Source organism: Campylobacter concisus (assembly GCF_002913865.1).
In the GTDB taxonomy this organism is placed as follows: Bacteria; Campylobacterota; Campylobacteria; order Campylobacterales; family Campylobacteraceae; genus Campylobacter_A; species Campylobacter_A concisus_AM.
In genome coordinates this window covers 17,548-37,396 of sequence record NZ_POYX01000023.1, presented here as the reverse complement: position 1 = coordinate 37,396, position 19,849 = coordinate 17,548, and the positions used below count along the sequence as shown (strand labels likewise).

Sequence of the window (19,849 nt, the reverse complement as noted above, 5' to 3'; positions counted from 1 at the left end):
ATAAATTTTAATTAGCTAGAATAGGGCAATTTTTACTAAAAGGATATTATGTGAAGATTTTGGTTGTAGATGACAGCTCAACAATGAGAAGGATCATAAAAAATACTTTGCAAAGGTTAGGACATCAAGAAATTCTCGAGGCTGAGCACGGGCTTGAAGCTTGGAATATCTTGACACAAAACGAGGGTATTGAGGTTCTTATTACTGACTGGAACATGCCTGAGATGAATGGTCTTGAGCTTGTTAAAAAAGTAAGAGCTGAGCAAAAATATGTTGATATGCCTATTATAATGGTAACAACAGAGGGCGGAAAAGCCGAGGTTATAACAGCTTTAAAAGCAGGTGTTAATAACTACATCGTTAAACCTTTTACGCCACAAGTTTTAAAAGAGAAGCTTGAAGACGTTCTTGGTTAATGAAAGATAAATTTTACGAATTAAGCATCAAAACATCAAATTTTTATGATGAAATTTTAGAGTTAGTTTTCTCTTTTGGGGTCACCTGTGTAGAAGAGCTAGATCATGAGATCATCATCAGGGAAGAGTATGATCTAAAAGATATAGCTTGGGGTGTCGAAGAGTATGCAAAAGGGCTCTCTAGCGTTCGTAAAATTTCAAATGATTTAAAAATTTCTCTTAATTTAAAAGAAAATAAAGACTGGCTAGGCGAATATAAAAAGGCAGTTAAGCCTATTTTGGTTGATAAAATTTATATTAGACCTAGCTGGGAAGAGCCACTTAATGGTGCAACAAATATCATAATCGACCCAGCGCTAGCCTTTGGCTCAGGGCATCATGAAAGCACAAATTCTTGCTTGCAACTTTTACAAAAATATGCAAAAAGTGGCGATAGTGCTTTAGATGTGGGATGCGGAAGCGGGATATTAAGCATCGCTTTAGCAAAGCTTGGCTGCAAGGTCGATGCCTGCGATACAGACGAGCAGGCCACGCAAAGCTCGCTTAGCAATGCCCAACTAAATGAGGTTAAATTTAATAAAATTTGGACAGGATCTATTGCAAATTTAGAGCAAAAATATGACATCGTCGTAGCAAATATCATTGCTGATGTCATTTTTATGCTCTCAAATGACTTGAAAAAATCGCTTAAAAAAGGCGGCTATTTAGTATTGTCTGGAATTTTGAATAAATACGAAGATAGGATTAAAGATACGTTTAAGGATTTGGAGCTAGTTGAGATAAAACAGGCTAATGATTGGGTTAGCTTTGTTTATAAGGAAATGAATGAATAATCAAAATAATAACCAAAATAATGGCGATAATAACGGGTTTTTTAACAAAAATCCCATTTTTATCTTTGCTATTTTTGCGATAGTTATAGTTCTAGCTTTTAGAAGCTTTAGTGGCGACGGACTAGGCAGTACTTTTGGGCTTGGCAGCAACGCTCAAAGCAAGATGATAGCTTATTCTGAATTTAAGGATATGCTAAAAAATAAGCAACTAAATGAGGTTGCGATATCTGAAACCACGATAAAAGGCGTTGGTAATGACAAAACCATCTACCTCGCAAAGCGCATAAATGATCCAACGCTCATTGGCATACTTGAGCAAAACGGTATAACTTACAGTGTTTATAGCGAAAATAACTGGTTTGGAGATCTTATATTTTCATGGATCATACCGGTGTTTATATTTTTTGCTATTTGGATGTTTATCGCTAGCCGTATGCAAAAGAATATCGGCGGTGGCATACTTGGCATAGGAAGTGCGAAAAAGCTTATAAATTCTGAAAAACCAAAAGTTAAATTTGACGATGTTGCAGGCGTTGAAGAGGCAAAAGAAGAGGTTCAAGAGATAGTTGATTATCTAAAGAGTCCAGATAAATATCTAAGACTTGGAGCTAAAATTCCAAAAGGTATTTTGCTAGTTGGCCCTCCAGGTACTGGTAAAACGCTTCTTGCAAGAGCAGTTGCAGGCGAGGCTAGCGTGCCATTTTTCTCTATGTCGGCATCAAGCTTTATAGAGATGTTTGTTGGCGTTGGTGCAAGTAGGGTTAGGGATCTTTTTGAAAATGCAAAAAAAGAGGCTCCATCGATTGTATTTATAGATGAGATCGACGCAATCGGTAAGAGCAGAAATTCTGGTCCTATGGGTGGCAATGACGAGAGGGAGCAGACACTAAATCAGCTTCTTTCTGAGATGGACGGCTTTGATGCGGATAAGTCGCCAGTCATCGTCATAGCAGCTACAAATAGACCTGAAGTTTTAGATGCTGCACTTTTAAGACCGGGTAGATTTGACAGGCAAGTGCTTGTTGATAAGCCTGATTTTAAAGGACGTTGCGACATCTTAAAAGTCCATATGAAAGATGTGAAAATCGGCAAAGATGTAAATATCGAGGATATCGCAAGGCTTACCACTGGTTTAGCAGGTGCTGATCTTGAAAATATCATAAATGAGGCAGCTCTTCTTGCAGGACGTAAGTCAAAGACTTTTGTCGAGCAGGCTGATCTAGTGGAGGCTGTCGAGAGATCGATAGCTGGTTTAGAGAAAAAATCACGCCGCGTAAATCCAAAAGAGAAAAAGATAGTCACTTACCATGAAAGCGGCCATGCCTTGATAGCTGAGCTAACGAAAGGTGCAAAAAGAGTGACTAAGGTTTCAGTCGTGCCGCGCGGTCTTGCAGCGCTTGGCTATACACTAAATACGCCTGAAGAGAATAAATTTATGATGCAAAAGCATGAACTGCTTGCAGAAGTGGATGTTCTTTTGGCTGGTAGAGCTGCTGAAGAGGTATTTATAAAAGAGATATCAACTGGAGCTAGCAACGATCTAGAGCGTGCGACTGATATCATAAAAGCTATGGTTAGCATGTATGGTATGAGCGATGTTGCTGGTCTTATGGTACTTGAAAAGCAACGTGCAACATTTTTAAATGGTGGACAAAGCATAAAAGATTATAGCGACAAAATGGCTGAAAAGGTTGATGAGTTTGTAAAAGCACTTCTTCATGAGAGATATACAGCTGTGCTTGGTCTTCTTGAAATTTATAAAGGTGCCATTGAAAACATGGTCTCAGCACTTTATGAAGAAGAGACTATTGAGGGAAAACGAGTTAGAGAGATCATCAAAAACTACGAAGAAGAAAATGGTCTTGAAAGTAGGCTTGTAGAGCTTGAAGAAGAGGAAAAAGGCAAAAAAGAGGAATAAAAATGAGTGGCTACATCGCAAAAGCAGGGTATAAATTTATATTATTCTTTTTGATTTTATTTGCTATATCTGCATTGTTTGGTATTGCGCCACTATTTTTTCTAGCGCTACTTCTTTTAACTCTTTATTTTTTTAGAGACCCTGAAAGAGAGCCTTTTACTGACGATAAACTAGCCTTACTTTCGCCCATAGATGGTAAGATAAAAGAGATCAGCGTTTCAAATTTTGATGATAAAGAGGCGGCTAAGATAGTTATCTCAAAGCCATTTTTTGGAGTAGGTACGCTAAGGGCTATAAGCGATGCTAGCGTCACTGAAATTAAAAGAAGACATGGGCTCTTTTTATGCCAGGCGATGAAAATTTCAGAGATGCTAAACGAAAGAGCGATAATTCGTTTTGAAAAAGGAAATATCAAATTTGCTATGAAGATCATAGCTGGAGTTTTTAGTAGAAGTTTAGAAATTTATAACATTACCAGTCTAAAAGCCTCTAGAAAATTTGGCTTTTTAGGAAGCGGCGAAGTGATTTTATACTTGCCAAGAGATACTAAAATTTGCGTAAGCGTTGGCGAGAGCGTTAAAGCTGCTTCACTTCTTGGATACTTTGAAGAGGAAAAATAAAATGAATAGCATACAAAAAATGCAGTTAATGTATATCTTGCCAAATTTATTTACCGCAGCAAGCGCTTTTTTGGGCGTTATAAGCATTATTTCATCTATTCAAGGGAACTATTTTAAAGCTATTATTTATATCATTCTTTCGCTGATTTTAGACGGACTTGATGGACGTGTGGCAAGACTTACAAAGACTACAAGCAAATTTGGAGTAGAGTTTGATAGTCTTGCAGACCTTGTAGCATTTGGCGTGGCTCCGGCGATCTTGTTTTATCTAACAGTTGGTGCAAAATTTGGCAGATTTGGCGCACTTATAGCAGCTATGTTTGTAGTTTTTGGAGCTATTAGACTTGCTCGTTTTAACGTCACCACCGGCACATACGAGCCAAATGTTTTCATCGGACTTCCTATACCATCAGCAGCCATCATCGGAGTGCTTTGGGTTGGTATTTATCTAAAGCATGATTTTTTATATGGCTTTGAGTGGTGTTTGATATTACTTGAAGCGGTTTTAGCTATCTTGATGGTTAGCAACATCCGCTACCCAAGCTTTAAAAAGATGAACTTAAAACAAACTCATGTTATACGAATTTTAGTAGCGCTCGTGGTTGTATTTTCTATGCTTTATCTATATCCTTACGAGAGTGCGACATTTTTGATGAGTGTTTATATGCTTTATGGTATTATTAGAGCGGCTATAATGTTTAGCAAAAATCACAAAAAAAAGGAGAGCGAATGAGCGAAAATGGCATAATAAAATCGCGTAAATTTTTACCAAAAATCGAAATCAAAAACTCTCTACTGCTGCTACTTAGGTAGCAAATTCTTCTTTACTTAACTCATTAAATTTAAATATAAAAAATAATAAAAGGACAAAAAATGGATAAAAATAAAATTATAATTTTTGATACGACTTTAAGAGATGGCGAGCAAAGCCCGGGAGCGTCGATGAATACAGCTGAAAAGCTTCAGATCGCACTTCAGCTTGAAAGGCTTGGTGTAGATGTGATGGAGGCTGGATTTGCAGCGGCTAGTCCAGGGGATTTTGACGCGGTAAATCAGATCGCAAAGCAAGCTTCAAACATCACTGTCTGCTCGCTTGCACGTGCAGTTGAGCGTGATATTAAGGCAGCTGGCGAGGCACTAGCTCCAGCAAAAAACAAAAGAATTCACACCTTCATAGCAACAAGCCCAATACACATGGAGTATAAGTTAAAAATGAGCCCAGATGAGGTGATCAGGCGTGCGGTTGAGGCGGTACAATACTCAAAAACATTTTGCGATGACGTAGAGTTTAGCTGCGAGGATGCATGCAGAAGCGAGATGAGCTTTTTAAAAGAAATTTGCGACGCAGCGATAAACGCAGGGGCAAAAACCATAAACATCCCAGATACGGTTGGCTACTTGTATCCAGAGGAGATCACAGCTCGCATTAGCGAAATAGTAAAATTTATAGGCGATAGAGCGGTAGTTTCGGTGCATAACCACAACGATCTAGGCATGGCTACGGCAAATTCGCTAGCCGCCATAAAAGCTGGTGCAAGGCAGGTTGAGGGCACGATAAATGGCATAGGTGAGCGCGCTGGAAATGCTGCGCTTGAAGAGATCGTGATGGCTATAAAAACGCGCCAGGACGTCTTTGCACCACTTTACACAGGCATCATCTCAAAAGAAATTTATCCAACTTCAAGGCTGATCGCTAGCATCACAGGCATCGAGCCACAGCCAAACAAAGCAATCGTTGGCAAAAACGCCTTCGCGCACGAGAGTGGCATCCACCAAGATGGCGTGCTAAAACACAAAGAGACCTACGAGATCATCAGCGCTGAGAGCATCGGCTTAGAGAAAAACTCGCTCGTTCTTGGCAAGCACAGCGGCCGCCATGCGTTTAAAGATAAGCTTGCTAGCCTTGGTTTTGACCTTGATAGTGAGGCGCTCAATAAGGCATTTGAGAAATTTAAAGAGTTGGCGGATAAGAAAAAAGAGATATTTGACGACGATATCAGGGCGCTTGTGGCTGAGGAGATCACGAAAATACCGCAGGCTTACGAGATCACAGGGCTTCTTCAAAGTAGTGGCGGCAGCTTAGCAAGTGCCTCTATGAGCATCAGACACAACGACGAGATCGTTAGCGACTCGGCCCTTGGCAATGGCACTGCTGATGCGATATTTAAGGTAGTTGATCGCATTAGTGGTATTAATGGCACGCTTAAAGACTACAAGGTCACAGCTGTTTCTCAAGGCAAAGACGCTCTTGCAAAGGTCGATGTAAAAGTCGAGTTTGAGGGCAAAACAGCCGTAATGGGTCACGGACTTGATATTGATACGATGATGGCAAGTGCTAAGGCCTATGTTGGCGCACTAAATAGCTACCTTCGCATACATAAAAACTAAAATTTTTGGCCAGCTGCTAATTTTGCAGCTGGCTACTTTAAATTTAACTCTCTTTGAATAAAGGTTTAAATTTATTGGCTTTTTAATTTCTAAAGCTTTACCAATTTAGAAATTTAATCAAGCTATTTTTGAAAATTTTAAAATTTGATAGGGTTTTTGTAATAAAACCGCATGCGGTGCGAAGTGCCGAAGCATGTCACCTCTAATGTGCGAGGGGATTGTGGGATCTAAATGGAGATAAGTGGACGGCCTCGTAACTCGAGTCCCCTTGTCTCCCTTTTGAATAAAAGAGCTTATAAATTTAAAGTCGTGATTTAAAAAATAGAAATTTACTATTTTACAAATTTTAAAATTCTATTCACCCCAAGAATTGACTACTAAAATTTGGCTTTGCTTGCCGCTTAGCTAAAAATTTAGAGCCGAAATTACTCGTTCATGAAATTTTAAAATTTTTCTGACGCTTGCCGATACACAAACGCATGCAGTGCGTCAGCACATTTGCATACACCTTGAACGTGCGAGGGTTTTTACTCGGGCTTCGTCTCGCAACTGCAAGCAGACCGTAATTCAAGTCCCCTTGTCTCCCTTTTGAGTAAAAGAGCTTATAAATTTAATGTCGTGATTTAAAAAATAGAAATTTACTATTTTGCAAATTTTAAACTTTCATTCACTCGCCTTAGCAACTTACTAAATTTAGGGCTCATAGTCATTCGCCACTAAATTTAGAGCCGTGATATGCTAGCTCTAATTTTAAAATTTGACAGGGGTTTTTAATTGCATGCAGTGTTTTAGTGCTACTTTAATGTCGTCTGAGTTGGGATTAGCTCTTTGCTCCGTAGGCAGACCACTAAATTTAAAACCGCGATAGCTAGTTCTAATTTCAAAATTTGTATATAAATTTAGACTTACTGCCCAACTATCTTTTTAACAGCTAATGAGGCTAAATTTAGCCCAAAGCAGGCAGTCACACCCATGAAGCTTCCAAGCGGTTTGCAAAGTGGCTCTTCTGTTGAAAAGACCACGTCAAATTTACCGCTAAAGCCTGATTTTTTGAGCTCATATCTATATTTTCTAGCTAGCGGATCGACTGAGGTTTTCCACACCGAGGCCACCTTTATTTTTGTAGGATCGACCCTTTTTGCACCACCCATCGAGGCTATAAATTTGCTAGGATCTACTGCGTTTGCAAGGGCGATCTTGGCAGCGATATCATCGATCGCATCGATCACCACGTCAAATTTGCTAAAGTCAAATCCAGCGACAAACTCAGGTGTGATGAATGTCTGCATAGGTGTGACGCAAGGATAAATTTTGGCAAACTCCTCCACCTTTACGCCACCCAAATTTTCGCTGTAAATTTGGCGGTTTTGGTTTGTCACATCAAAGATGTCTTTGTCTATCAGCGTGATATGTCCAACTCCGCTTCTAGCGAGCGCATCCACGCACATCCCGCCAACGCCTCCAGCTCCGCAAACTAGCACTTTTGCGCTTTGAAGCTTACTATAACCATCCTCACCAAAGAGCCATCTTATCCTTGTAAATCTATCATTTTGCATCAAATTTCCCTTTTAAGCTCTCCAAGCTCTCGTATGAAGTCATATTTAGTTTTATGGGCGTTATAGTGGCAAAGCCCTCATTTACCTTGCTGATGTCGCTTGGCTCACCTTTTTCGTATTCAAGTGCGGCATTTCCAAGCCAGTAGTACTCGATGCCTCTTGGATTGCGATTAAGCGTGGCATGCGTGGCGTAAGTGCGTTTGCCAGCTGGCACGACGGCATAACCTTTGAAATTTTTGCTAGTTCTAGCTGGGATATTTACGTTTAGAAATTCCCTTGGATTTAGCGAAATTTCATCATTTAGCACCTTTGGAGTGATAAATTTCACCACCTCTTTTGCTAGCTCAAAGCCAAGTTCATTTAGTGAGTTGTTTTCATAAAACTGCGAAAAAGCGATGCTTCTAATGCCCTGTAAAACGCCCTCCATCGCCGCTCCGCACGTGCCAGAGTAGGTGATGTCCTCGCCTAAATTTGCCCCGTGATTTATACCACTTATCACTAGGTCTGGCTTTTTGTTATAAAGTGCGTGAAGTGCGAGATATACGCAGTCGCTGGGCGTTGCGTCGTCAAGTTTAAAAAAGTTATCATCAAGTTTTATAAATCTAAGCGGCCTTGTGAGAGTTAGCGAGTGAGCGCAGGCTGATTTTTCAGAGCTTGGAGCTACGATCGTGACATTTACGCCGTCTAGCTCGCTCAAAGCTTCTTTTAAGGCAAGCAGGCCAGTCGCTTCAAATCCATCGTCATTTGTTATCAAAATTTCTTTCAAATTTTATCCTTTAAAGGGTTGGATTTTATCACAGCTTTCTTAAAATTTTAAAGAATTTTTGCGTATAATGCCCCTAAAAAAAGACCTGATGAAAGTGTGTAAATGAAAATTTTAGTCTCCGCTCTTGAGCCATCGGCAAATTTGCATTTAAAAGAAATTTTGAGAAATTTCGAGGGTGAATTTGAACTAATGGGAATTTTTAGTGAAGAGCTTGGCACGCCATATATGAAAAGCAGCGAGTTTTCAGCGATGGGCTTTGTCGAGGTTTTGCCGCTCATCTTTAAAGCAAAAAAGGCGATGAAAGTAATGAGCCAGATGGCAAAAGAGGCTGATGCGGTGCTGCTAATAGACAGTCCAGCCTTTAACCTGCCGCTTGCAAAGGCGATAAAAGCAGCTGACGCAAAAGTAGCCGTGACATACTACATCTTGCCTCAAGTTTGGGCGTGGAAGCCAAAAAGAGTGAGCGTAGTGGAGAGGTATTGTGACAACCTTGCTTCGATCCTGCCATTTGATGCGAAATTTTATAGCCGATCGACCTACGTGGGCCATCCTTTGATGGATGAGATAAAGCTTAAAAAAACTAGCCTAAGTAGCAGCGGCAAAGTGGCTTTTCTGCCAGGCTCAAGAAGGTCTGAAATTTCAAGACTTATGCCAGTTTATAGAGAGCTTGCTAAAAAGATAGAGGCCACAAGGCTGCTTGTCGTGCCGCCATTTTTGCTTGATAAAGTGGGTGAAATTTATGGCGATGTGAGCGATTTTGAGGTCGTCTCAAACACGCCTGAAGCCTTGTATGAGAGTGACTTTGCCTTTGTTTGCTCTGGCACTGCTACGCTTGAAGCAGCGCTCATTGGCACGCCATTTGTGCTAGCATACAAGGCAAAAGCGATAGATGTTTTCATCGCTAGAAAATTTGTAAAGATCAAGCACGCGGGACTTGCAAATATAATGTTTGACTTCATGGGCAAAGAGCCGCTTCATGAGGAATTTATCCAAGAGTTTGCAACGGCTGAAAATTTGCTAAAAGCTTATGAGAGCTGTGATAGGCAAAAATTCTTAAAAGGCTGCGATGAGCTAAGGGCTTACTTAGGGCATGGCAGCAGTAAAAATGTAGTAAAAATTTTAAAAAATATGGAGTAAAAAATGAGTGAACCAATGACAATGCACGGATATGAGAAGATAGAAGCTGAGCTAAAGGATCTAAGGCTGGTGCAGCGCCCTCAAATCGTAACAGAGATCGACATCGCAAGAAGCCACGGCGATCTAAAAGAAAATGCTGAGTATCACGCAGCAAAAGAGAAGCAAGCCTTTATAGACGCTAGGATCGCTGAGCTTAGCGCACTTTTGGCAAATGCTGAAGTGATCGATCCAAGTAGCTACGAGCATGATAGGGTGAGGTTTGGCTCAAGTGTGACGATAATGGACGAAGAGACTGAGGTTGAGCATACTTACACGATAGTTGGCGTTAGCGAAAGTGACCTAGACAAGGGCTATATCTCAATAAACTCACCTCTTGCAAAGCAGCTTTTAGGCAAGGCTGAAGGCGATGAGGTCGCGCTAAATTTACCAAAAGGCAGAAGCGACGTTGAGATCGTGAAAATTTGCTACAAACCTATAAAATTTGACTAAAAAGACGAGGCAAAGGGCTAAAAACTGTTTTTTGGCTCTGCTAATTTTTAATTAAGGCAAAATTTGAGTGAATATCTATATGCCCCAGTTATAAAAGAAGGCGCGATCTTTTTGGCTGATGCGCATGAAAACATAAACCGCGATGGATTTTTGAAATTCTTGCGCGCTGTCGATAGCGGAGAGATCAAAGAGCCGCCACAGATTTTCTTGCTTGGTGATATATTTGATTTTTTAACGGGCGAGGGCGAATATACAAGAGAATTTTACGCTGAGCACTTAAGTCTTATAAATAAAATTTCACAAAAGGTGGAAATTTTTTACTTCGAGGGCAACCACGATTTTAGACTTTCAAATTTATTTGATAAAACTAGAGATTTTTGGGACAAAGGAGAGAAGCTAAGCTTTGAGGGGGTAAAGGTCTATGACATTTGCGCTCAGCCAGTGAAATTTAGAACTATAGGCGGTGAGCACGTCCAGATCGCGCACGGAGATATATTTTTACCTTTTATAGATAAGTACGCACTTAGGTTTTTAAGGCTTAGATGGTTTTTGAAATTTATGAACGCGCTTGATAAAATTTTGGATTTTAAAATTTCAAAAGCGATACTAGCCAAACTTACTAAGAAAAATCTGCACTATAAAATTTCAAACTTCAAGGAGCTAATGAGCAAGCATTTGCAGGGCTTTGACGCAAGTATAGTGATAGAGGGACACTATCATCAAGGTGAGCTATTTGATATTTACGATAGATTTTATATAAATTTACCTTGTTTTGCATGCGAGCAAAGTTATTTTGTTGTAGAATACGCCCAGCAAAAGTTGAATTTGCTCAAAATGAGTTTGAAAGGACATTGATGTTTGGAGACAACGTACTAAAAACGGGCTCAAACGAGATGGAACTTGTTGATTTTCGTATCTTTAAAAAGGCCGAAAACAAAGTATATGAAGGAATATACGGAGTCAATGTCGCAAAGGTGCGGGAGATCATTAAGATGCCAAATCTTACCGAGCTTCCTGGCGTTCCCGAGTATATCGAGGGAATTTTTGATTTAAGAGGTGTGGTTATCCCTGTTATAAATTTGGCAAGATGGATGAATATCGTCGAGCCAACTGAGGGTGTAGTCATAAAACCACGTGTTATTATCGCTGAATTTAGCGGTATATTAATCGGTTTTATCGTCCATGAGGCCAAGAGAATCAGACGTATAAACTGGAAAGACATAGAGCCTGCAAATTTTGCTGCTGGAGCTGGTACTCTGGATAAGGGCAAAATCACAGGTGTAACAAGAATAGAAAATGACGAAGTACTTCTTATCCTTGATCTTGAAAGCATCGTTGAAGAGCTAGGAATTTACTCACCAAAGATCGAATTTGATGTAACAGACGATCAAAAGATCAAAGGTGCTGCTTTAGTTCTAGATGATAGCTCAACTGCTAGAAAGCTAGTAAAAGATGCACTTGAGAAGATGGGCCTTAGCGTAGTTGAAGCTAAAAACGGCGTTGAGGGATTAGAGAGAATGGAAGAGCTTTATCAAAGATATGGAGATAACTTAACAAAAGAGCTTAGAGTTATCTTAAGCGATATCGAAATGCCACAAATGGATGGATACCGCTTTGCTTCAACTATTAAAAATGATGATAGATTTAAAGATGTTCCGATTGTGTTTAACTCTTCATTAAGCAACGAATTTAGTGAGGTTAAGAGTAAAGAAGCTGGTGGTGCTGCGTATCTTACAAAATTTGATGCTGGTGTATTTTATCAAGAGGTGCTAAAAGTGATTGAAGCACATTCTAAATCTGCGAAGTGAGGTGAAGTATGGATGATATGAAAGAAATAATGGAAGACTTTTTAATAGAGGCTTTCGAACTTATTGAGCAGATAGACCATGACCTTGTTGAACTAGAGGCAAACCCTGAAGACTTGGAGCTTTTAAATAGAATTTTCCGTGTTGCTCACACAGTAAAAGGTAGCTCAAGCTTTTTAAATTTTGATGTTTTAACAGAGCTTACTCACCACATGGAAGATGTTTTAAACAAAGCTAGAAAAGGCGAGCTGAAGATCACTCCGGACATCATGGACGTTGTTCTTGAATCAGTTGATATGATGAAGGGACTACTTGAGAGCATTAGAGATAACGGTAGTGACGCAGCCGCTGGCATTGATATCAAAAATATTTGTGTAAGACTTACTCAAATTTCTGAAGGTGAAGCACCAAGCGCAGCCGCAGAAGCTCCAGCCGCACCAGCACCTGAGCCAGTAAAAGAGCCAGAACCTGTCGCACCAGCCGAAGAAGCAGCTCCTGAAGTAAGTGATGCCGAGCTTTCAAAGCTAAGTGACTCTGAGGTTGAAGCTGAGATAGAAAGACTTTTAAAAGTTAGAAAGGCTGAAGATCAAGCAAGACGTGCTTCAAAAGGCATAGCTCCAAAATCTCCTGAAGAGATAGCTCCAGCCACAGGCGCTGCGTCAGCACCTGCACCTAAGCCAGCTCCTAGTAGAGAAAGAGATGCGGATAAAAAAGTGCCAGCAGCTAGTAGTAACAGTGCAGTAGCACAAGAGCAAACGATACGTGTTGAAGTAAAAAGACTTGATCACTTGATGAATTTAATCGGTGAGCTTGTTCTTGGTAAAAACCGCTTGTTAAAAATTTATGATGACGTAGAAGAGAGATATGAGGGCGAGAAATTCCTCGAAGAGCTAAATCAAGTAGTATCAAGCCTAAGTTTAGTTACGACTGATATCCAACTTGCTGTTATGAAGACAAGGATGCTTCCAATAGCAAAAGTCTTTAATAAATTCCCACGTATGATACGCGACCTTAGCCGCGACCTTGGTAAGCAGATCGACCTTGAAATTTCAGGTGAAGAGACTGAACTTGATAAATCAATCGTTGAAGAGATCGGCGATCCGCTAGTTCATATCATCAGAAACTCATGCGACCACGGTATTGAGGACCCTGAGACAAGAAAGGCAATGGGCAAACCTGAAAAAGGCCTTGTTCAGCTAAAAGCTTACAATGAGGGCAACCATATCGTTGTTGAGATAGTTGATGACGGTAAGGGCTTAGATGCTGATATGCTTAAAGCTAAGTCTATAGAAAAAGGCATCATCACTGAGCGAGAAGCTGATGCAATGAGCGAAAAAGAGGCTTTTGGTCTTATATTTAAGCCAGGATTTTCAACTGCAGCCAAGGTTACAAACGTATCTGGTCGTGGCGTTGGTATGGACGTTGTTAAGACAAATATCGAAAAGCTAAATGGTATCATTGATATTGAGAGTGAAGTTGGAAAAGGCACAGTTATGAAGCTTAAAATTCCACTTACACTTGCGATCATTCAATCACTTCTTGTCGGAACACAAGAGGAATTTTATGCGATACCACTTGCGAGCGTTCTTGAGACTGTTCGCGTGCCTATCGATGATATCTATACGATCGATGGCAAAAACGTTCTAAGACTAAGAGATGAGGTCTTATCTCTTGTTAGACTTTCAGATGTCTTTGGTGTCAATAAAGTCTTTGACGGCGGAGATCAAACTTATGTCGTTATCATCGGCGTTGCCGAGGCAAAACTGGGCATCATTGTAGATACTTTAGTTGGTCAAGAAGAGATCGTTATTAAGTCAATGGGTGATTATTTGCAAAATATCCCAGGCATCGCTGGAGCTACTATAAGAGGCGATGGCCGCGTAACTCTTATCATAGACGTTGGTGCTATGATGGAGATGGCAAAGGATATTAAGGTAAATATTAGAGCCGAAATGGAAGATAGTGCTAAAGCAAAAGAGAAACCAAGCGATTATAAGGTCCTAATCGTTGATGACTCTAAGATGGATAGAACCATCATGCAAAAATCGCTTGAGCCAATCGGCGTCACAATAATAGAAGCAACTAACGGAGTAGAAGCACTCAATATAATTAAATCAGGTGAGCATGCCTTTGATGCGGTGTTAATCGATATTGAGATGCCAAGGATGGACGGATATACTCTAGCTGGTGAAATTCGCAAATACTCTAAGTATCGCACTTTACCGCTAATAGCAGTAACATCAAGAACGTCTAAAACTGATAGATTGCGCGGAGTAGAGGTTGGTATGACTGAATATATCACAAAACCATATTCGTCAGAATACCTTGAAAACGTTGTTAGAAAAAATATTAAATTAGGTTAGGGGTTAGGCGATGAATGATAAACTAAACCAAGTTTTAAGCAAACAAAAACAGCAAATTGACGAGCCTGAGATAAAAAACAACGAAGATATAGTCCAACTTGTAGGCTTTGTTGTTGGCGAGGAAGAGTATGCGATACCTATTTTAAATATCCAAGAGATAATCAAACCTATCGAATACACCCGTGTTCCTAGTGTGCCTGACTATGTTCTTGGTGTCTTTAACCTACGTGGAAACGTTATCCCTCTTATTGATTTGCGAAAACGTTTTTCACTAAATGTTACAAAGCAAAGCTCAAATACAAGATATATCGTCATGAAAGATGAGGATAACATCGCAGGCTTCGTGATAGACCGCTTGACGGAGGCTATCAGAATAGACCGTAACAGGATCGATCCGCCGCCAGAGACTTTGGTAAAAGACAAAGGTATGATCTATGGTATCGGCAAACGCGATCAAAATATTCTTACGATTTTAAAGGTTGAGAGCCTTTTAAAGCGTGATTTTTAGGGCATAGCTTGATAAAACTTTGCGTTTTTGACTTTGACTCTACGATAATGGACGGCGAGACGATTGATATCCTCGCCGCCGCCAATAACGCCAGCGATGAGGTGGCTAGTATAACGAAGCGTTCGATGAACGGCGAACTTGATTTTTTTGAAAGTCTTACAGCAAGAGTAAAATTTTTAAAAGGAATGCCACTCTCAAAGGCAGATGAAATTTGTAAAAATTTACCTATCATGCCAGGAGCTAGCGAGCTTATAGACGCTCTAAAGCAAAAGGGCATAAAAGTCGTGGTTTTTAGTGGTGGTTTTCACATCGCAACTGATAAGATGCAAGAAAAGCTTAAATTTGACGCAAATTTTGCAAATATTTTGCACCATAAAGATGGAATTTTAACAGGTGAAGTTGGTGGAGAGATGATGTTTGGTAGCTCAAAAGGCGAGATGATAGATCGTTTAAAAGGGCTATTAAATTTAGATAAAAGTGAGATCATGTGCGTTGGCGACGGAGCCAATGACGTGTCTATGTTTAGAAAATGTGATCTAAAGATTGCCTTTTGTGCGAAAGAAATTTTAAAAAAAGAGGCGACGCATTGCGTGGATGTCAAGGATCTGCGTGAAATTTTAAATTTTATAAGGTGAAAAAATGTATGACAATGAAGCTAAATTTTCTCTTTGGTGTGACTTTATAGAGAGAGATTTTTTACAAAACGAATTCAACTCTTTATTAGAAAAAGGCGTTATAAACGGAGCTACAAGTAACCCAGCTATCTTTAAAACAGCTTTTGCATCACCTGCTTACAAACAGATCATACAAAATAGCAACAAGCGTCATCCAAAAGACCTCTATGAAATTTTAGCGACTCAAGATATAAAGATCGCCGCATGTAAAATGCTAAAAAACTACGCAAATGGCGATGATGGCTTTGTTAGCATAGAGGTTGATCCAAATTTAAGTGGCGAAACAGCTGCTACGATAGAAGAGGGCATCAGGCTTCATAGCCTCATCTCAATGCCAAATGTAATGATAAAAATTCCAGCTACAAAAGAGGGTTATGAGGCGATGAGTGCGCTCATGGCAAGAGGCATCAGCGTAAATGCGACGCTCATTTTCTCGCCAGATCAGGCTAAAAACTGCCTAGAGGCTTTTAAAGATGGCAGCAAAGCTTATGCAAGCCGCTTTGTGGATACCACTATGCCAAAAGGCGTTATCAGCGTTTTTGTTAGTAGATTTGATAGAAAGCTTGATGAGACAATGTCTGCAAAGAGCTTGCCAACAGGACAGATCGGCATAATGAACGCTGCAAATATCTATCATATCATTGAGGATTTTGGCTTAGAAAATGTAAGGACACTTTTTGCAAGCACTGGCGTAAAAGGCGGTGGCTTAAGAGGGGATTATTACGTTAGAGAGCTAATGTATAAAAACTCTATAAACACAGCTCCGATAGAGACGATAAAAGAATTTATAAAAGAAAAAGCTGAGGCAAAAAATGCCCCTAGCAAAGAGAATATCTCAAGCTTTTTTCACATCATAAAAAATAATGATATCGATATAAATGCTACTTATAAAGAGCTTTTAAATGACGGCTTGAAGCAGTTTGTTGCAGCATTTGATGAAATTATGAAATCACTTTAATGACCAAACAAGACCTAGACTCATATCTGTGCTCTTTAGTCGATAAAGGCGGCAGCGATCTTCATCTAAAGTCTGCAAGCCTTGTTTATGGTAGGTTTAATGGTGAGATCATGCCACTTAGTGAAGAAATTTTAGACCCAAGCGACGCAGCAGCCATCACAAAAGAGCTTTTGGGGGCTAAATTTGATGAATTTATGGAAAAAAAGGACATAGATTTTTCATATCGCCTAAACGATGAGTACTGCTTTCGTGTAAATATGTTTTTGCAGATAAATGGAATTTCTGCTGTTTTTAGAGTCACTCCAACTAAAATTCCAACCATAAAAGATCTAAATTTACCAAGCGTTATAGAAAAAATTTGCGCAGAGACAACTCGTGGCATCATTTTAGTGACTGGTCCAACTGGAAGCGGTAAGACAACTACGCTTGCAAGTATGATAAATTTCATCAACCAAACAAAAAGATCGCACATTGTAACGATCGAAGATCCGATCGAATATGTATTTAATGACGATAAAAGTATAATCAACCAGCGCTCTATCGGGGCAGATGCGCTAAATTTCTCAGATGCGCTAAGAGCTTCATTAAGAGAAGATCCTGACATCATTTTGGTGGGTGAGATGAGAGATCTTGAGACGATTGAGACTGCCATTAGAGCTGCTGAGACTGGACACTTGGTGCTTTCGACACTTCACACACTTGATGCAAAAGAGAGCGTAAATAGAATAGTAAATAGCTTCCCGCAAGGCGAGCGAGATAAGGTCAGCCTTATGTTCTCTTCGGTGCTTGCTTGCGTCATCTCACAAAGGCTAGTTAAGACGCTTTTTGGTACAAGACGCCCAGCAGTCGAGATCATGAGAAAAAATACTCGCATAAAAGAGCTCATATCTGAAGAGAAATTTGATGAGATCGATCTTGCCATAGCTGAGTCAAAAAATACTTATGGCATGCAAACTTTTGATCAGCACCTGCTTGAGCTTTATGAAAATAAGATAATTAGTGCCGAAGTAGCGCTTGATAATGCTAGTAACAGGGGCGATTTGCAGCTTAAGATAAAAAGCTCAAATGTAGCAGGTTTTAGCTTTGAAAATGGTATAAATTTTGGCAAACCTCAAAGCAAACAAGATCAACCTGAAGTGATCGCACTTAAAGAAATTTAGTAAGCTTTATGTGAAATTTATAAAGCATTAGATAAAATCAGCACCTATTTTTTATGAAAGGAAAACGATGTTAGAAGGAATCGTTAGAGAGAGTATCGGTAAGAAGTCTGCGAAGGCTTTGAGAAGAGATGGTTATCTAATCGCCAACATTTATGGCAAGGGATTAGAGAATGTTGCAGCTGCTTTTAAAGTAAATGACTTTATTAAAGAAGCGCGCAAAAAAGAGAGCCTTGCTTTTGATGTAAAAGTAGGCGGAAAAGTTTATAATGTCGTTATTGTTGATTACCAAAGAGATGTTGTTACAAGCGATCTTAAACACGTAGATCTAAAAGTAGCACTTCCAGGCGTTTTATCAAAATATATGATCCCGGTTAAGCCAGTTGGAACACCTATTGGTCTTAAAAATAAGGGCGTTTTGATCCAGTCAAAAAGACGTCTTTGCGTAAAATGCACGGCTGAAAATTTACCAAATTCATTTGACGTTGATGTAAGCAAACTTGACATTGATGATACGATTTTGGTTCGTGATATCACAGCTCCTAAAGGCGTTACTATCATTGACGCTGACCGTGTTGCGGTACTTGGAGTTATTAAAGCTAAATAAAAAGGGCTTTTGTGACACTAATAGCGGGGCTGGGCAATCCTGGCCCCAAATACGAAAATACTAGACACAACATAGGCTTTATGCTTATAGACCTCCTAAAAGACTCAAATTTCAAAGATGTTAGCTCAGCTAAATTTCAAGGCGAAGTTTTTAAATTTAACGACATTATCTTGCTAAAACCAACGACATTTATGAACCTCTCAGGTCAAAGTGTAAAGGCGGTAAAAGACTTTTATAAGCCAGATAGGATCATTGTCATCCATGATGATCTTGATCTTAGTTTTGGCGCGGTTAAATTTAAAAAAGGCGGCAGTAGCGGCGGACATAACGGCATAAAATCGATCGATAATCTAATAGGCAACGACTACGAAAGAGTGCGCGTTGGCATAGGGTATGAGGGCGATGCTAAAAATTTCGTCCTTGGCGAGTTTAGCGATGAAGAAAAAAAGGCTTTAGATGAAATTTTAGCCTATACAAAAAATGCGGTTTGTGAGCTGCTAAAGAGCGACATCAACGAAATTTCACAAAAATTTACGGTAAAAAAAGGTCTTATCAAATGAAACTATACGCCAGATATGTTGGCTGGGTCTATATAAAATCTTTTCTTATCGTATTTTTAGCGCTTGAACTATTTTATGTTGGCATTGATCTGCTTACAAATTTAAAAGATCTGCCGCCATCTGCAAATCTTCAGCTACTCTACGTTGGCCTTACTGCGCTAAGTGCCATTAGCTATGTTTTGCCACTTTCACTCATCTTTGCGCTAATAATTTTACATGTAAATATGGTCAGATTAAACGAGCTAATAAGCTTTTACGCGCTTGGCATCAGTAAAAACAAGCTCATTTTACCACCATTTCTCATCGCGCTTTTTGTGACGATTTTTTACGTTGGGCTAAATTTTACACCATTTGCTTATGCACATGACTATCAAAAAAGTATCGCTAAAAACACCGCTTTTTCAAAAAGTACAAACGACTCATTTTTGAAATTTGAAGGCAAATTTATCTATATAAAAGAGCTAAACTCAGCCAAGCAAAGGGCAAATGACGTGAGAATTTTTGACATTAATGGCACTGACTTGCTCTCAACAACTTTTGCCGACCACGCTAAATTTAAAGACAATGAGTGGGTTTTAGAAGATGTAAATCAGACCTTTTTGCCTCGAAATTTAGAGCTTGGCGAAAATGGCTTTAGCAAGGTAAAAAGTGAAAATTTAGATGCGTTAAGAGGCTTTAAGCCAAAGAGCATCGAGAGTGCTGCAAGCGTTGAAAACTCGAAATTTAACATACCTGATGCGATAAATTTTATAAAGACATTTAAAAACGAAGGCATAGGGCTTGATAGCGCAAGGACTGCATTTTATAACCTAGCTATCACGCCATTTTTTGCGCCATTTTTATTACTTATTTTCTACTATCATTTGCCAGTGACTGGCAGGTTTTTTAACCTCGCACTCTCAACATTTATCTTTGTTGTGATAACGCTCGTAGTTTGGGGACTTCTCTTTATCTTAACCAAATTTGCTCAAACCTCAGTCATCTTGCCAGAGATCGGCATGGTTATCCCTGTTATTTTGCTTTTTGCATACGCCATTTATCTCATAAAATCGCATCGTTAAGCCAAATTTTGGCAACTTTTTTGTAAAATCAAG

General features: G+C 39.6%; 20 protein-coding genes. 18 read left to right on the top strand and 2 right to left on the bottom strand.

What is annotated here, in order from left to right:
• Positions 1-50 precede the first annotated feature (50 nt).
• The 6 genes from CYP77_RS01455 to CYP77_RS01430 all read left to right on the top strand — a co-directional run bounded on the left by CYP77_RS01455 (position 51) and on the right by CYP77_RS01430 (position 6,175).
• Positions 51-416, top strand: coding sequence for a chemotaxis response regulator CheY (locus CYP77_RS01455; protein ID WP_002939933.1), 366 nt, complete (start codon positions 51-53; stop codon positions 414-416).
• Entirely contained in the window at positions 416-1,249 is an 834-nt protein-coding gene (locus CYP77_RS01450) for a 50S ribosomal protein L11 methyltransferase (RefSeq protein ID WP_103567252.1), read from the top strand. Before CYP77_RS01455 ends, CYP77_RS01450 begins: the two co-directional genes overlap by 1 nt.
• Positions 1,242-3,167, top strand: coding sequence for an ATP-dependent zinc metalloprotease FtsH (gene ftsH, locus CYP77_RS01445; RefSeq protein ID WP_103567253.1), 1,926 nt, complete (start codon positions 1,242-1,244; stop codon positions 3,165-3,167). Before CYP77_RS01450 ends, ftsH begins: the two co-directional genes overlap by 8 nt.
• A gap of 2 nt (positions 3,168-3,169) precedes the next feature.
• Entirely contained in the window at positions 3,170-3,787 is a 618-nt protein-coding gene (locus CYP77_RS01440) for a phosphatidylserine decarboxylase (RefSeq protein ID WP_103567254.1), read from the top strand.
• A gap of 1 nt (position 3,788) precedes the next feature.
• Positions 3,789-4,520, top strand: a complete 732-nt coding sequence (gene pssA / locus CYP77_RS01435) for a CDP-diacylglycerol--serine O-phosphatidyltransferase (RefSeq protein ID WP_103567255.1) — start codon at positions 3,789-3,791, stop codon at positions 4,518-4,520.
• 140 nt (positions 4,521-4,660) lie between these two features.
• On the top strand, positions 4,661-6,175 hold the full coding sequence (locus tag CYP77_RS01430) for a 2-isopropylmalate synthase (RefSeq protein WP_103567256.1): 1,515 nt from the start codon (positions 4,661-4,663) through the stop codon (positions 6,173-6,175).
• 905 nt (positions 6,176-7,080) lie between these two features.
• On the opposite strand, the gene CYP77_RS01425 is transcribed toward CYP77_RS01430, so the two are convergent.
• Both CYP77_RS01425 and surE read right to left on the bottom strand, forming a co-directional pair.
• A complete protein-coding gene (locus CYP77_RS01425; protein WP_103567257.1) occupies positions 7,081-7,731 on the bottom strand; it encodes a tRNA threonylcarbamoyladenosine dehydratase in 651 nt (216 codons plus the stop codon).
• A complete protein-coding gene (surE, locus tag CYP77_RS01420; RefSeq protein ID WP_103567258.1) occupies positions 7,721-8,497 on the bottom strand; it encodes a 5'/3'-nucleotidase SurE in 777 nt (258 codons plus the stop codon). Before surE ends, CYP77_RS01425 begins: the two co-directional genes overlap by 11 nt.
• 102 nt (positions 8,498-8,599) lie before the next feature.
• On the opposite strand from surE, the gene lpxB reads away from it, so the two are divergent.
• From lpxB to CYP77_RS01360, 12 genes are all read left to right on the top strand, one after another.
• A complete protein-coding gene (lpxB, locus tag CYP77_RS01415; protein ID WP_103567259.1) occupies positions 8,600-9,634 on the top strand; it encodes a lipid-A-disaccharide synthase in 1,035 nt (344 codons plus the stop codon).
• A 3-nt stretch (positions 9,635-9,637) separates the two neighbouring features.
• On the top strand, positions 9,638-10,123 hold the full coding sequence (gene greA / locus CYP77_RS01410) for a transcription elongation factor GreA (RefSeq protein ID WP_012001423.1): 486 nt from the start codon (positions 9,638-9,640) through the stop codon (positions 10,121-10,123).
• Between the two features lie 63 nt (positions 10,124-10,186).
• Positions 10,187-10,978, top strand: a complete 792-nt coding sequence (locus CYP77_RS01405) for a UDP-2,3-diacylglucosamine diphosphatase (RefSeq protein WP_103567260.1) — start codon at positions 10,187-10,189, stop codon at positions 10,976-10,978.
• Entirely contained in the window at positions 10,978-11,931 is a 954-nt protein-coding gene (locus CYP77_RS01400; RefSeq protein WP_012001425.1) for a chemotaxis protein, read from the top strand. Before CYP77_RS01405 ends, CYP77_RS01400 begins: the two co-directional genes overlap by 1 nt.
• An 8-nt stretch (positions 11,932-11,939) precedes the next feature.
• Complete coding sequence (locus CYP77_RS01395) at positions 11,940-14,291, top strand: hybrid sensor histidine kinase/response regulator (protein ID WP_103567261.1); 2,352 nt, start codon at positions 11,940-11,942, stop codon at positions 14,289-14,291.
• A gap of 10 nt (positions 14,292-14,301) precedes the next feature.
• Positions 14,302-14,799 carry a chemotaxis protein CheW gene (locus CYP77_RS01390; RefSeq protein WP_021087872.1) on the top strand — a complete coding sequence of 166 codons (498 nt, stop codon included), beginning with the start codon at positions 14,302-14,304 and terminating at the stop codon, positions 14,797-14,799.
• An 8-nt stretch (positions 14,800-14,807) separates the two neighbouring features.
• Positions 14,808-15,434 (top strand): phosphoserine phosphatase SerB, encoded by a 627-nt coding sequence (gene serB / locus CYP77_RS01385; RefSeq protein ID WP_103567262.1) that lies wholly within the window; start codon positions 14,808-14,810, stop codon positions 15,432-15,434.
• A 4-nt stretch (positions 15,435-15,438) separates the two neighbouring features.
• Positions 15,439-16,431 carry a transaldolase gene (locus CYP77_RS01380; RefSeq protein ID WP_103567263.1) on the top strand — a complete coding sequence of 331 codons (993 nt, stop codon included), beginning with the start codon at positions 15,439-15,441 and terminating at the stop codon, positions 16,429-16,431.
• Entirely contained in the window at positions 16,431-17,591 is a 1,161-nt protein-coding gene (locus CYP77_RS01375) for a type IV pilus twitching motility protein PilT (protein ID WP_103567264.1), read from the top strand. The genes CYP77_RS01380 and CYP77_RS01375 overlap by 1 nt, the downstream gene beginning before the upstream one ends.
• 67 nt (positions 17,592-17,658) lie before the next feature.
• Positions 17,659-18,195 carry a 50S ribosomal protein L25/general stress protein Ctc gene (locus tag CYP77_RS01370; protein ID WP_002939542.1) on the top strand — a complete coding sequence of 179 codons (537 nt, stop codon included), beginning with the start codon at positions 17,659-17,661 and terminating at the stop codon, positions 18,193-18,195.
• A gap of 11 nt (positions 18,196-18,206) precedes the next feature.
• Positions 18,207-18,755: an aminoacyl-tRNA hydrolase gene (pth, locus tag CYP77_RS01365; protein WP_103567265.1), complete on the top strand. Its 549-nt coding sequence runs from the start codon at positions 18,207-18,209 to the stop codon at positions 18,753-18,755.
• Positions 18,752-19,816, top strand: a complete 1,065-nt coding sequence (locus tag CYP77_RS01360; RefSeq protein WP_103567266.1) for an LptF/LptG family permease — start codon at positions 18,752-18,754, stop codon at positions 19,814-19,816. The genes pth and CYP77_RS01360 overlap by 4 nt, the downstream gene beginning before the upstream one ends.
• The last annotated feature ends 33 nt before the right edge of the window (positions 19,817-19,849 follow it).

Excerpts from the sequence above, each read along its gene's own strand:
- CYP77_RS01450 (WP_103567252.1), top strand. The coding sequence starts at position 416 with ATGAAAGATAAATTTTACGAATTAAGCATCAAAACATCAAATTTTTAT.
- ftsH (WP_103567253.1), top strand. The coding sequence starts at position 1,242 with ATGAATAATCAAAATAATAACCAAAATAATGGCGATAATAACGGGTTT.
- CYP77_RS01440 (WP_103567254.1), top strand. The coding sequence starts at position 3,170 with ATGAGTGGCTACATCGCAAAAGCAGGGTATAAATTTATATTATTCTTT.
- pssA (WP_103567255.1), top strand. The coding sequence starts at position 3,789 with ATGAATAGCATACAAAAAATGCAGTTAATGTATATCTTGCCAAATTTA.
- CYP77_RS01430 (WP_103567256.1), top strand. The coding sequence starts at position 4,661 with ATGGATAAAAATAAAATTATAATTTTTGATACGACTTTAAGAGATGGC.
- CYP77_RS01425 (WP_103567257.1), bottom strand. The coding sequence starts at position 7,731 with ATGCAAAATGATAGATTTACAAGGATAAGATGGCTCTTTGGTGAGGAT.
- lpxB (WP_103567259.1), top strand. The coding sequence starts at position 8,600 with ATGAAAATTTTAGTCTCCGCTCTTGAGCCATCGGCAAATTTGCATTTA.
- greA (WP_012001423.1), top strand. The coding sequence starts at position 9,638 with ATGAGTGAACCAATGACAATGCACGGATATGAGAAGATAGAAGCTGAG.
- CYP77_RS01400 (WP_012001425.1), top strand. The coding sequence starts at position 10,978 with ATGTTTGGAGACAACGTACTAAAAACGGGCTCAAACGAGATGGAACTT.
- CYP77_RS01395 (WP_103567261.1), top strand. The coding sequence starts at position 11,940 with ATGGATGATATGAAAGAAATAATGGAAGACTTTTTAATAGAGGCTTTC.
- CYP77_RS01390 (WP_021087872.1), top strand. The coding sequence starts at position 14,302 with ATGAATGATAAACTAAACCAAGTTTTAAGCAAACAAAAACAGCAAATT.
- CYP77_RS01380 (WP_103567263.1), top strand. The coding sequence starts at position 15,439 with ATGTATGACAATGAAGCTAAATTTTCTCTTTGGTGTGACTTTATAGAG.
- CYP77_RS01375 (WP_103567264.1), top strand. The coding sequence starts at position 16,431 with ATGACCAAACAAGACCTAGACTCATATCTGTGCTCTTTAGTCGATAAA.
- CYP77_RS01370 (WP_002939542.1), top strand. The coding sequence starts at position 17,659 with ATGTTAGAAGGAATCGTTAGAGAGAGTATCGGTAAGAAGTCTGCGAAG.
- CYP77_RS01360 (WP_103567266.1), top strand. The coding sequence starts at position 18,752 with ATGAAACTATACGCCAGATATGTTGGCTGGGTCTATATAAAATCTTTT.